We start from the raw sequence: 12,020 nt of genomic DNA, 5'->3' as shown, positions 1-12,020 counted from the left end.
CGGCCGCTCGGATTCACGGTGACGGCGATGGTGTGGCAGGATTCGATGGTCCGGTTGCCGGACCCTGAACAGACGGTGAACTCTTCGTTCGCGCCCGCCGCTGCCGCGGCATCCCGACCCGTACTCGAGGACCCGCGCTCGCGGGCCCGCACGCACAGAGAGCGCACAGTGGAAACCGCTGTACTCATTCTTCTGCTGGTCATCGGACTGGCACTCTTCTTCGACTTCACCAACGGCTTCCACGACACCGCCAACGCGATGGCGACGCCGATCGCGACGGGGGCCCTGAAACCGAAGGTCGCCGTCCTCCTGGCCGCCGGCCTCAACCTCGTCGGAGCCTTCCTGTCCACGGAGGTCGCCAAGACCGTCTCGCACGGCATCATCCACGAGGATCAGCTCGCCGCCACCGCGCTGCTGCCGCTGATCTTCGCGGGGTTGATCGGCGCCATCACGTGGAACATGCTCACCTGGCTGCTCGGCCTCCCGTCGAGCTCGTCGCACGCCCTCTTCGGCGGCCTCATCGGCGCGACCCTCGTGGGCGTCGGCGCGATGGCCATCGACTTCGGCGTCGTGCTGAGCAAGATCATCCTCCCGGCGCTGATCGCCCCCGTCACGGCCGGCCTCATCGCCTTCACGGTCACGAAGGTCGCCTACGCCGTGACCCGTCGCCACGACGGAAAGCCGGACGGCCGCGACGGATTCCGCTGGGGCCAGATCTTCACGTCGTCGCTCGTCGCGCTCGCCCACGGTACGAACGACGCTCAGAAGACGATGGGCGTCATCACGCTCGCCCTCATCGCGGCCGGCTGGCAGAGCGCCGAGCACGCCGAACCGCAGCTGTGGGTCATCGTGGCGTGTGCCGTCACGATCGCGCTGGGCACCTACATGGGCGGATGGCGCATCATCCGCACCCTCGGCAAAGGGCTCACCGACGTCAAGCCCGCGCAGGGCTTCTCGGCCGAGGCGTCGACGGCGTCGACGATCCTCGCCTCGAGCGCGCTCGGCTTCGCGCTGTCGACGACGCAGGTCGCATCCGGCTCGGTGATCGGCTCCGGACTCGGACGCCGCGGCTCGACGGTCCGCTGGGGCACGGTCGGTCGTATCGCCGTCGGCTGGCTGCTGACGCTTCCCGCGTCGGGCGCGGTCGGCGCCGTGGCGGCGCTCCTGGTCGTGTGGCTCGGCCCGGTGGGCATCGTCATCGACGCGATCGCCGCCGTCGCGATCGTGCTGGCGCTGTTCCTCCGCTCGCGCCGCAACGAGGTGCACGCGGGCAACGCCATGAGCGAGGTCGCCGACTCCGGCCTGGCCGTCGACGTGCCCTCCGATCCGCCGCCCACCCGGCGGCAGCGGCGCGCGAAGGCGGCGGCCGCGGCGAAGAATTCGGGCTCGGAGCAGACGGAGGGCGAGCGATGAACGTCTCGATCGACTGGTTCGCCTTCGTCCAGGTGTTCGCGGCGGCCATCACGGGCGCCGTGCTCGTCGTCGGCTTCTACGCACTCGGGCTCCGGATGCTGGTGCGCGCGGGCCGGGTGCCGGTGGTGACTCCCGCGGAGTTCACCGACGCGATCGCCGTCATCAGTGAGAAGCAGGCACGGCGCCACGCGAAGGCAGCGGCCAAGGCGGCGAAGAAGAATCCGCTGACGGCGGGGCAGAAGAGGATCGCGCTCGTCACGGCCTACGGCGCCTTCGCCCTGTGCGGTCTCGCCGTCCTCGGCGGCATCGTCCTCATCGTGGCGGGACGGTAGGACCCCCGGAATAGGCTGTGGCCATGACCTCAGCAGTGCCGTCGGACGGTTCCACGCAGCCTCGCGACCGCGCGGCATCCGTGCGTTTCGGGCGTCACGAGCCCGCGGCGCACGTCCTCGTCCACGTCAGCGACACCCACCTGCTGGCGGGCGGGGCCGCGCTCGGCGGGCGCTACGACGTCGAGGCCAATCTCGACGCCACGCTCGCGGCGATCGAGCGCACCGGCGTCCGACCCGACGCGCTGGTCTTCACCGGCGACCTGACCGACCTCGGCGAGCCGGACGCCTACCGCCGCCTCCGCGACGCGGTCGAGCCCGTCGCGGACCGCCTGGGTGCACCGGTCGTGTGGGTGGCCGGCAACCACGACGAGCGCGACGCGATGCGCGTGGGGCTGTTCGGCGGGCCCCCGACGCAGGAACCGCTGACCGGGGTCTGGGATCTGGCGGGCCTGCGCCTGATCGCCCTCGACTCCACGGTGCCCGGCTGGCACCACGGTGAGATCGACGCGCGTCAGCGCGACTGGCTGCACGAGATCCTCGCGGAGCCCGCGCCACACGGCACGATCCTCGCGATGCATCACCCGCCGCTGCCCAGCCACGTGCCCTTCTTCGACATCCTCGAGCTGCGCGACCAGGACGCCCTCGCCGAGACCATCGCAGGGACGGACGTGCGCGGCATCCTCGCGGGTCACCTGCATTACTCCACGTCCGGCACCTTCGCGGGGATTCCCGTCTCCGTCGCCTCCGCCACGTGTTACACGATGAACCTCCAGCGCCCGCCGCAGGCGGTCAACGGCATGGACGCCGGCCAGGCGTTCCAGCTCGTGCACGTCTACGACGAGGTGATCACCCACACCGTCGTGCCCGTCGTCGAGGCTCCGACCGGCGAGTACTTCTCCGCCGAATGGGTCGCCGACATGGCGCGGTTGTCGCCGCAGGAGCGTCTCGAGGCGTTTTCGCGCAAGCGCTGACTAGGCTGGGACCGTCCCTCCCATCGCCGTGAGACCCACAAGGACCAGCGCATGATGTCGTCCACTCCCGCCACCCGCACCGAGACCGATTCGCTCGGCTCGCTCGAGATTCCCGCCGACGCCTACTGGGGCGTGCACACCGCTCGTGCCCTCGAGAACTTCCCGATCTCGCAGCGGCCGATCTCCGTCTATCGCGACCTCGTCCGGGCCCTGGCGATGGTCAAGCAGGCGTCGGCGCGCGCGAACCGCGAGATCGGGGTGCTCGATGCCGAGCGCGCGGACCTGATCGACCGTGCCGCTCAGCTCGTCATCGACGGCGAGTACCACGACCAGTTCGTCGTCGGCGTCGTTCAGGGCGGTGCCGGCACCTCGACGAACATGAACGCGAACGAGGTCATCACCAACATCGCCCTCGAGCTCGCGGGGCGTCCCAAGGGTGACTACGCGTTCCTGTCGCCGATCGACCACACGAACCGCAGCCAGTCCACGAACGACGTCTACCCGACGGCGATCAAGGTCGGGCTCGCCCTCGACCTGGAGGGGCTGCTCGACGAGCTGGCGCTGCTGCGCGAATCGTTCCTCACGAAGGCCGTCGAGTTCCACGACGTCCTCAAGGTCGGTCGCACGCAGCTCCAGGACGCCGTCCCGATGACGCTCGGGCAGGAGTTCCACGGCTTCGCGACGACGCTGGGGGAGGATCACTCCCGCCTCGGCGAGAACGCGTCGCTGCTCTACGAGATCAACATGGGCGCGACCGCCATCGGCACCGGCATCACGACCCATCCCGAGTACCGTCCCGCTGTCGTCCGCCATCTGCGCGAGATCACCGGCCTCGATCTGTCGAGCGCCGTCGACCTCGTCGAGTCGACCAGCGACACCGGCTCGTTCATGTCGTTCTCGTCGTCGCTGAAGCGCAACGCGATCAAGCTGTCGAAGATCAGCAACGACCTGCGGCTGCTCTCGAGCGGACCCCAGGCCGGCTTCGGTGAGATCAATCTGCCGGCCCGGCAGGCGGGGTCGAGCATCATGCCCGGCAAGGTCAACCCGGTGATCCCCGAGGTCGTCAACCAGGTCGCCTTCGCGGTGGCCGGCGCCGACCTGACGGTGACGATGGCGGTCGAGGGCGGTCAGCTGCAGCTCAACGCCTTCGAGCCGATCATCGCGCACTCCATCTTCCAGTCGATCACCTGGATGCGGCGGGCGATGCGGACGCTCCGCGTCAACTGCGTCGACGGCATCACGGCGAACCGCGAGCGCCTCGGGGCCATGGTCGGGTCCTCGGTCGGTGTCGTAACGGCTCTGACGCCTTTCATCGGCTACGCCGCGGCAGCGGCCCTGGCCAAGACCGCGCTGCTGACGCACCGCAACGTGGGCGATCTCGTCGTCGAGGCGGGGCTGATGTCGCGCGAAGAGGTCGACAAGCAGCTCTCGCCCGCGCGCCTGTCGGGTCTGCAGGCCGTGACGGCGGCCATCCCGATCGTCCTCGCCGACGCCGAGGAGAGCGTCTCGGGCTGACAAGGCTTTGTGCCGCGGGGTCCGCTGTCGATAACGTCGAGGCTGTTCATCGCTTTCCGACCGACCGGGGGATCCCATGACCGACCCGAACAACCCGTCCGCGCCGCAGCCTCCGGCCTACCAGCCGCCGGCGTACCCGACGTCGTCTTCCGACGCGTCGTACCAGAACCCGAACGCCCCGGTGCCGGGAAAGACCCTCGGCATCGTCGCGTTCATCCTCGCGCTGGTTCCCGTCGGGCTGCAGCTCGTCGGTCTCATCCTCGGAATCGTGGCGCTCGTCCAGAGCAAGAAAGCGGGCCGTAAGAACGGCCTCGCTCTCGCCGCGATCATCATCAGCGCCGTCTTCATGGTGATCGGTGTGGTCGTCGCGATCGTCCTGTTCTCGGTCTTCGGTAACGCGGCGAACGAGATCTACCAGACCTGCGTGGTCGAGGGCGCCGACACCGTGACGGTGTGGGGCCAGACGCAGTCCTGCTCCTCCGCGCGGTAGTTCGCGTCCCGAAGAGCCCCCGCGGACATCGTCCGCGGGGGCTCTTCGTCTGCCCACCTCAGGAGTCGCTCGGGACGTTTGCGTCCGCGCAGTCAAAGCGCTTAAACTCGACGCCAGCGCAACGGTTAAGCGCTTTGATCGCCGCGGCGATCCCGCGATTCAAGGAGGAAGACGTGAAGTTCAAGACAGTGGCAGGCGGCATCGCCACCCTCGCTGCGGTGTCGCTCATCCTGACCGGCTGCGGCCGTGCAGACGAGTCGGCGGCCGGGCCCGCAGAGGTCACGACGATCGATGACAGCCCGGCCACGGGCACGATCAGCGTATGGGCGATGGGTGCGGAGGGCGAGGCCCTGCCGGAGTTCGTCAAGGAGTTCCAGGAAGCCAACCCCGACGTGAAGATCGACGTCACCGCCATTCCGTGGGACGCAGCGCACAACAAGTTCCAGACGGCGATCGCGGGTGGGAACACCCCCGACGTCGCCATGGTGGGCTCGACGTGGATGGCGGATTTCGGCGACGCGTTCGCCACCGTCCCGGCCGAGATCGCGACCGACGGCTTCTTCCCCGGCGCCCTCAGCACGACGGAGTTCGACGACCGCGCCGCCGGTGTGCCGTGGTACGTCGACACGCGCGTGCTGTACTACCGCACCGACCTCGCGCAGCAGGCCGGCTGGTCCCAGGCTCCGACGACGTGGGACGAGCTGCAGCAGCTCGCCGCCGACATGAAGGAGAAGGCGGGCGCCGAGTACGGCATCCGGATGCCCGGCGGCAACGACTCGTTCCAGGGGGCGATGTGGATGCCGTGGTCCGCCGGTGCGGAGCTCACCGACGGTGACGCCTGGACCCTCGACACCCCCGAGATGACGAAGGGGCTGGAGTACTACAAGAGCTTCTTCGACAAGGGGCTCGCCGACGCGAACGCCGACATCTCCGCCGGCGCGACCGAGGCCGAGTTCGTGGCCGGAACCACGCCGATGGTCGTCGAGGGGCCGTTCCTGCGCGGTCAGCTCGAGCTGCTCGGAGGTGCGGACTTCGCCTCGAAGTACGCGACGGCCGTCCTGCCCGCCGACACCGGGTCGGTGTCCTTCAGCGGCGGCGCGAACCTCGTCGTGTTCAACCAGAGCAAGAACGCCGAGTCGGCGTGGAAGCTCGTCCGCTGGCTGAGCGAGCCGGAGACTCAGGCGGCGTTCTACGAGACGACGGGTGACCTGCCCGCTCTCCAGGCCGCGTGGGATGCGCCCGCCCTTGCCGACGACGCGAGCCTGACGACCTTCGGTGAGCAGCTGCAGACCGCCAAGGCCCCGCCCGTGACGACCAGCTGGGTGCAGGTGGCCGCCAAGGGCGACCAGGCCCTCGAGCAGCTGCGTCGCGGCGGAGCGGATGTTCCCGCGGTGCTGCAGAAGCTGCAGGCCGACGCCGACGCGATCGGACTCGAGTGACCTCGATGTCCACCACCACCCTCCCCGCGGCCGGAGCCGACTCCGGCCGCGGGGCCTCCCGCCCCGACGGGCTGCACGCACGGCTGCGCAAGCGTCAGGCACTCATCGCCTGGGCGTTCTGCCTGCCCTTCGTCGCCGTGTTCGCCGTCTTCATGCTCTTCCCGATCGTCGGGTCGTTCGCGATGTCGTTCACCGACTTCACCGCTCGCGACATCACCTCGCCGTTCGCGGTGAACTTCGTCTGGCTCGACCAGTTCGCGACGCTCTTTGGGGACCCGCGCTTCATCACGTCCCTCGGGGTCACCGCGGTCTTCGTCGTGGTCGGCATCCCCGTGACGATGGTGCTGGCGCTCGCCCTCGCGCTCGCCCTCAACAGCGGCGGCGGCCGCATCGTCGCGTTCTTCCGGGTGGGTTTCTACGCGCCGGTCGTCACGAGCATCGTCGCGGTCGCGGTCGTCTGGCGCTACATCCTCCAGCCGGACGGCCTCCTCAACTCGGCCCTGGCGCTCGTCGGCATCGATGGCCCGAACTGGCTCAACGACCCCGCCTTCGCCCTGCCCTCGCTCATCATGATGGCGGTGTGGCGCAACGTCGGCACGCTCATGGTGATCTTCCTCGCGGGCCTGCAGGCCGTTCCGCAGGACGTCAACGAGGCGGCGACGATGGATGGCGCGTCATCGTGGCGGCGCCTGATCTCGGTCACCCTGCCGCTGCTGCGCCCCACGATCCTCCTCGGGGCGGTCCTCATCTCCGTCGGCTACCTGCAGTTCTTCGAGGAGGCGTTCGTCATGACCAAGGGCGGGCCGCTCGACTCGACCCTGTCCGTGGCGTACTACACCTTCCAGCAGTTCGGCTTCGGCGAGTACGGACTGGCCTCCGCCGCCAGCTACGTCCTGTTCCTGGCCATCGCTCTGCTGAGCCTGCTCCAGTTCCGACTGCTCCGTTCGAAGGACTGACCCGATGACAACCATCCCCGCTCCCGTGGTGGACACCGTCACGCCGCCGCCCGTTCCGCGGCGCCGCCGCCGTCGGTTCGGTCCGCGTGCGATCACCTACACCGTCCTGGCCGTCGGACTCACCCTCTGGCTCATCCCGTTCCTGTGGATGGTGCTCGGATCGGTCAAGACGCAGGGGGAGATTCTGCGCCGCCCGCCGACGTGGTTCCCGGAGAACCCGACGGGCGAGAACTTCGCGCAGTGGTTCGGGCCTCTCGACTTCGGACACTTCTTCGCCAACAGCCTCATCGTCGCGGTGGTCACCGTCCTCGGCAACATCGTGTTCTGCTCGATGGTGGGCTATGCCCTGGCGAAGATGGAGTTCCCCGGCAAGAAGGTGCTCTTCCTCCTCGTGATGGTGACGCTCATGGTGCCGGGGGTCGTCACCTTCGTGCCGCTGTTCGTGATGGTCTCCTCGCTCGGGCTCGTCAACACCTACCCCGCGCTCATCCTCCCCTTCATCACCGCCCCCATCGGCGTGTTCCTCATGCGGCAGTTCATCATGGGCATCCCCGACGCGCTGCTCGAGGCCGCCCGCCTCGACGGGGCGGGGGAGTGGCGCATCTTCTCGCGCATCGTGATGCCGCTGTGCGGGCCGCCGCTCGCGACCCTCGGCATCCTGACGTTCCTCGCCTCCTGGAACAACTTCCTCTGGCCGCTGGTGGCGGCCCAGACCGAGGAGATGTACACGCTTCCCGTCGCGCTCTCGCTCTACTCGACGGGACAGAACGCGACCAACTACGGACTGCTCCTGGCCGGATCCGTGCTCGTCATCGCGCCCATCATCGTGCTGTTCGTCTTCCTGCAGCGCTGGTTCATCCGGGGCGTCGCCACCACCGGTCTGAAGTGACCCACGCGCCGACCTCCGCGTCGCCGCATCCGTCCCCCCACAAGCGAAAGCACCTCATGCGACCCGAATTCCACACCGCGCCCGATGGAACCCGTTTCCGCGACCTCAACGGCAACGGCGTCCTCGACCCCTACGAGGACCCCCGCCTGACCCCGGAGGAGCGCACCGACGATCTGCTCAGCCGGATGTCGCCGGCCGAGAAGATCGGCCTCATGTTCCAGACCGTCATCGAGATCGGTCCCGATGGCGAGCTCCTCGAGACACCGGGCGCCATCTCGAAGTCGCCGACGACCGACGTCGTGGTCGGCAAGAACATGACGCACTTCAACGTGCACGCCATCCGCACGGCTCGTGAGGGCGCTCGCTGGAACAACAACCTGCAGAGACTCGCCGAGAGCACGCCGCACGGCGTCCCGGTGACGATCAGCACCGATCCGCGGCACGCGTTCGTCGAGAACACCGGCGTCGCCTTCTCCGCGGGTCCCTTCTCGCAGTGGCCGGAGCCGCTGGGGCTCGCCGCGCTCGACGACCTCGAGGTCATCGAGCAGTTCGCCGACGTCGCCCGTCGCGAGTACTGCGCGGTCGGTATCCGGGCGGCGCTGCACCCGCAGATCGACCTCCCCACCGAAGCTCGCTGGGGTCGTCAGGCCCAGACGTTCGGCTTCGACGCCGAGCGGGTCTCGCAGATCACCGCCGCCTACCTGCGCGGCTTCCAGGGCGACGTGCTCGGCGCTGAGAGCGTCGCGTGCACGACGAAGCACTTCCCGGGCGGCGGGCCGCAGCTCGACGGTGAAGACGCGCACTTCCCGTACGGACGCGAGCAGGTCTACCCGGGCGGCATGTTCGACTATCACCTCGAGCCCTTCCGCGAGGCGATCCGGCGCGGCACGGCCGGCATGATGCCGTACTACGGCATGCCGGTCGGACTCGAACGGAACGGCGTGCCGATCGCCGAGGTCGGATTCGCCTACAACCGTCAGATCGTGACGGACCTCCTGCGCGACGAGCTCGGCTACGACGGCGTCGTCGTCACCGACTGGGAGCTCGTCAACGACAACCACGTCGGGGACCAGGTGCTGCCCGCTCGCGCGTGGGGCGTCGAGGAGCTCGACCCGACCGAGCGGATGCTGCGGCTCCTGGACGCCGGTGTCGACCAGTTCGGCGGCGAGGAGTGCACGGAGCTGCTCGTCGGCCTCGTCGAATCCGGCACCGTGCCGCTCGAGCGCATCGACGTCTCGGCCCGGCGCATCCTGCTCGTGAAATTCCGGCTCGGCCTCTTCGACGACCCGTACGTCGACGAGGACGAGGCCGAGCGCATCGTCGGCAACGCCGATTTCCGCGCGCTCGGCACCCGCGCGCAGGCGGAGTCGCTGACCGTTCTGCAGAACCGCGACGAGGTGCTGCCGATCCGTTCGGCGCCCCGCCCGAGGATCTACGCCGAGAACGTCGGCGACGCCGCGATCGCCCCGTACGGCGACCGCGTCGAGCGGCCCGAGGACGCCGACGTCGCGATCGTCCGTGTCGGAGCGCCCTTCGAGCCTCGCGACGACCTGTTCCTCGAGAAGTGGTTCCACCAGGGTTCCCTCGACTTCGGCCCCGGGCTGGTGTCGCGACTGGGTCGTGTCGCGACGCACGCCCCTCTCGTGCTGGTCGTCGGCCTCGACCGGCCCGCGGTCCTCACCCCCTTCGTTCCCGTCGCTTCGGCGATCGTCGCCGACTACGGCAGCTCGGATGCCGCAGTGCTCGCCGCGCTCACCGGCGCGGTGCCGCCACGTGGCACGCTGCCCGTCGAGATCCCGCGATCCATGGACGCCGTGCGCCGTTCCCGGACCGACGTCCCGGGCGACACGGACGAGCCGATCTTCCCGCGGGGGACCGGACTGTCGATCGTGCCGGCGTGAGGTGCGTCGGTAGACTCCCCGGGGAATCGAGGTAGTCATGGTGGTCGGACGACCCACGGTCTACGACGTCGCGGAACGTGCCGGGGTGTCGATCGCGACGGTCTCATTCGCGTTCCGGCGCCCCGACAAGGTGCGCACCGAGACCCGCGACATGGTGTTGCGGGTCGCACGCGAGCTGGGGTACGTCCCCAGCGGCTCGGCCCGGAACCTCGCGCGCGGCCGCACCGGGGTGCTCGGGCTGCATCTGTTCGATCTGCTGGTCGAATCGGCGCCGCCCGTCGAGACGGGGTTGACCTCGGGTGCGGCTCCCGAGCGGCCGACGCCGCCCGGGCTCACCGATCTCGCCGAGCTCGACCTCGACGTCGACCTGATCGCGTGGGACGCCGACGAGGACGTCCGCCGGAGCGCTCCCCGGACGTTCCCGCTCTACGTCGATGAGATCCAGCGCGGCTTCGTGCTCGAGTGCAAGCGGGCCGGCACCGCGGTGCTGCTCAGCACCGGGGGGCTGGGGGCGTCCGAGATCGCCGACACGGCGGGGCAGGTCGACGGCCTCGCGATCCTGCCGGGCCCGACGGTGACCGCGTCTCTCGGCTCGGTGTCGTCGACGCTCCCGGTCGCCGTGCTGAGCTCGCCGCTGGGTGACGCGCACCATGTCCTCGCCGACAACGCTGGTGGTGAGCGGATGCTCGTCGATCATTTCGTCGAGGTCCACGGCGTCTCCACCTTCGGGTGGATCGACGCGCCTGCGGGCTTCGACACCGACGAGCGCCGCGCCGCCTTCTTCGATGCCGTCGCCTCTCACCCCGGCGCGCGCGCCGAGATCATCGACACCGTCGAGCTCGAGCGCGCACCGGTGTTCCCGGGGCTGAGCTCACGAGCACGCGAGAGCACGCTCCCCGAAGCGGTGCTGTGCGCGACCGATCAGATCGCGCTCGCCGCGCTCGACGTGCTGCACGCCCGGGGCATCGTCGTGCCCCGCGATGTGCGGCTCGCCGGCTTCGACGGCATCCAGGCGGCCGGGATGTCGTCGCCGCCGCTGACGACCGTGCGCCAGCCGATGGAGCTCATGGGGCGCATCGCCGCCCACCTGCTGCTGACCGATCCGGGAGACGGCTCGGCGCGGCGCAGCGTGCGCGTCGAGGTGGGGCTCCGGGTCGGCGGAAGCTGCGGGTGCCCGGTCAGTCCGTGATGCGGCAGTGCGTCCGCAGCTCACCGATCCCGTCGATCCCGACGGTGACGACGGAGCGGTCGCGCAGGAAGATCTGCGGGTCGCGCGAGTAGCCGGCGCCGCCCGGGCTGCCGGTCGAGATGAGCGTGCCGGGCAGGAGCGTGGCCGCCGTCGAGAGGTGCGCGACAAGCGTCGCGACCGAGCGGATCATCTGTCCCGTCGAGGCGTCCTGCACCGTCTGGCCGTCGACGACGGCCCAGATGTGAAGGTCTTGCGGGTCGGGGACCTCGTCGGCGGTCACCACGTAGGGTCCCGTCGGCGTGAACCCGTCGAAGGACTTGCAGCGCGACCACTGCGCCTCGGAGAACTGGATGTCGCGCGCGGTGATGTCGTTGACCACCGTGTAGCCCCAGACGTGGTCGAGAGCCGTGTCTGCAGGGACGTCCTTGGCCGCCGTGCCGATGATGACGCCGAGCTCGGCCTCGTAGTCGACCGACTCGCTGAGGCTCCGCGGCCACGACGTGATTGCGTCGTGCGCGGTGAGCGAGTTCGGCCACAGGGTGAACACGGTGGGCGCGGTGTCGGCCTTCAGGCCCAGCTCGCTCGAGTGCGCCGCGTAGTTCAGCCCGACGGCCAGCACGATCGGCGGGGCCAGAACGGCCGATGCGAAGGCCGAGCCGGTGATGTCGTGCCACGCCACGCCCTCGCTCGTCGACGCGTCCGCGACGCGCGCAAGCCCGTCGTCGCCGAGCTCGATGAGCTGCTGCAGTCGTTCGGGTGCGCCGGCGAACAGGTCGCCGACGAACGTGGCCCGGTCGTCTTCGACGAGCACGAGGCGGGGATCGTCGGCCCCCGCGGTCATCACGTGGGCAAAGCGCATGCTCTCAGGCTACCCGGCTCACGACTCGGTCGCGGCGCGACGTCCTCGCCATAGGGCGGACGCCGC

11 protein-coding genes are annotated in these 12,020 nt (G+C 69.6%); 10 read left to right on the top strand and 1 reads right to left on the bottom strand.

Annotation, left to right across the window (positions count from 1 at the left end; genetic code table 11):
- Positions 1 to 168: 168 nt before the first annotated feature.
- The 10 genes from ABIC53_RS08145 to ABIC53_RS08100 all read left to right on the top strand — a co-directional run bounded on the left by ABIC53_RS08145 (position 169) and on the right by ABIC53_RS08100 (position 11,095).
- Positions 169 to 1,413, top strand: coding sequence for an inorganic phosphate transporter (locus ABIC53_RS08145; RefSeq protein WP_112615029.1), 1,245 nt, complete (start codon positions 169 to 171; stop codon positions 1,411 to 1,413).
- On the top strand, positions 1,410 to 1,745 hold the full coding sequence (locus ABIC53_RS08140) for a peptidase (RefSeq protein ID WP_112613687.1): 336 nt from the start codon (positions 1,410 to 1,412) through the stop codon (positions 1,743 to 1,745). Before ABIC53_RS08145 ends, ABIC53_RS08140 begins: the two co-directional genes overlap by 4 nt.
- A 23-nt stretch (positions 1,746 to 1,768) precedes the next feature.
- Positions 1,769 to 2,716 carry a phosphodiesterase gene (locus tag ABIC53_RS08135; protein ID WP_282502267.1) on the top strand — a complete coding sequence of 316 codons (948 nt, stop codon included), beginning with the start codon at positions 1,769 to 1,771 and terminating at the stop codon, positions 2,714 to 2,716.
- A 54-nt stretch (positions 2,717 to 2,770) separates the two neighbouring features.
- The gene (locus ABIC53_RS08130; RefSeq protein WP_112615031.1) at positions 2,771 to 4,231 is read left to right on the top strand and encodes an aspartate ammonia-lyase; all 1,461 of its coding nucleotides are present in this window, start codon (positions 2,771 to 2,773) and stop codon (positions 4,229 to 4,231) included.
- Positions 4,232 to 4,307: 76 nt separating this feature from the next.
- Positions 4,308 to 4,721, top strand: a complete 414-nt coding sequence (locus ABIC53_RS08125) for a DUF4190 domain-containing protein (RefSeq protein WP_274177527.1) — start codon at positions 4,308 to 4,310, stop codon at positions 4,719 to 4,721.
- A 173-nt stretch (positions 4,722 to 4,894) separates the two neighbouring features.
- Positions 4,895 to 6,160: a sugar ABC transporter substrate-binding protein gene (locus ABIC53_RS08120; RefSeq protein WP_269266712.1), complete on the top strand. Its 1,266-nt coding sequence runs from the start codon at positions 4,895 to 4,897 to the stop codon at positions 6,158 to 6,160.
- A gap of 5 nt (positions 6,161 to 6,165) precedes the next feature.
- Positions 6,166 to 7,116, top strand: coding sequence for a carbohydrate ABC transporter permease (locus ABIC53_RS08115; protein ID WP_112615035.1), 951 nt, complete (start codon positions 6,166 to 6,168; stop codon positions 7,114 to 7,116).
- 4 nt (positions 7,117 to 7,120) lie between these two features.
- Positions 7,121 to 8,005 (top strand): carbohydrate ABC transporter permease, encoded by an 885-nt coding sequence (locus tag ABIC53_RS08110; protein WP_282502268.1) that lies wholly within the window; start codon positions 7,121 to 7,123, stop codon positions 8,003 to 8,005.
- Positions 8,006 to 8,061: 56 nt separating this feature from the next.
- Complete coding sequence (locus tag ABIC53_RS08105) at positions 8,062 to 9,906, top strand: glycoside hydrolase family 3 protein (RefSeq protein ID WP_282502269.1); 1,845 nt, start codon at positions 8,062 to 8,064, stop codon at positions 9,904 to 9,906.
- 37 nt (positions 9,907 to 9,943) lie between these two features.
- Complete coding sequence (locus ABIC53_RS08100; protein WP_282502270.1) at positions 9,944 to 11,095, top strand: LacI family DNA-binding transcriptional regulator; 1,152 nt, start codon at positions 9,944 to 9,946, stop codon at positions 11,093 to 11,095.
- On the opposite strand, the gene ABIC53_RS08095 is transcribed toward ABIC53_RS08100, so the two are convergent.
- Complete coding sequence (locus ABIC53_RS08095) at positions 11,085 to 11,954, bottom strand: fumarylacetoacetate hydrolase family protein (RefSeq protein ID WP_112613699.1); 870 nt, start codon at positions 11,952 to 11,954, stop codon at positions 11,085 to 11,087. The two genes, ABIC53_RS08100 and ABIC53_RS08095, sit on opposite strands and share 11 nt — an antisense overlap.
- Between the last annotated feature and the right edge of the window lie 66 nt (positions 11,955 to 12,020).

Origin of the sequence: Microbacterium sp. 1262 (genome assembly GCF_040544895.1) — a bacterium.
GTDB lineage: Bacteria > Actinomycetota > Actinomycetes > Actinomycetales > Microbacteriaceae > Microbacterium > Microbacterium plantarum.
Note: the sequence above shows the minus strand (reverse complement) of the source record. Positions and strands in the feature narration are given on the sequence as shown.

Bases quoted from the DNA above. Each gene is read 5' to 3' on its own strand.
- ABIC53_RS08140 (WP_112613687.1), top strand. From the start codon at position 1,410: ATGAACGTCTCGATCGACTGGTTCGCCTTCGTCCAGGTGTTCGCGGCG.
- ABIC53_RS08135 (WP_282502267.1), top strand. From the start codon at position 1,769: ATGACCTCAGCAGTGCCGTCGGACGGTTCCACGCAGCCTCGCGACCGC.
- ABIC53_RS08130 (WP_112615031.1), top strand. From the start codon at position 2,771: ATGTCGTCCACTCCCGCCACCCGCACCGAGACCGATTCGCTCGGCTCG.
- ABIC53_RS08125 (WP_274177527.1), top strand. From the start codon at position 4,308: ATGACCGACCCGAACAACCCGTCCGCGCCGCAGCCTCCGGCCTACCAG.
- ABIC53_RS08115 (WP_112615035.1), top strand. From the start codon at position 6,166: ATGTCCACCACCACCCTCCCCGCGGCCGGAGCCGACTCCGGCCGCGGG.
- ABIC53_RS08110 (WP_282502268.1), top strand. From the start codon at position 7,121: ATGACAACCATCCCCGCTCCCGTGGTGGACACCGTCACGCCGCCGCCC.
- ABIC53_RS08105 (WP_282502269.1), top strand. From the start codon at position 8,062: ATGCGACCCGAATTCCACACCGCGCCCGATGGAACCCGTTTCCGCGAC.
- ABIC53_RS08100 (WP_282502270.1), top strand. From the start codon at position 9,944: ATGGTGGTCGGACGACCCACGGTCTACGACGTCGCGGAACGTGCCGGG.
- ABIC53_RS08095 (WP_112613699.1), bottom strand. From the start codon at position 11,954: ATGCGCTTTGCCCACGTGATGACCGCGGGGGCCGACGATCCCCGCCTC.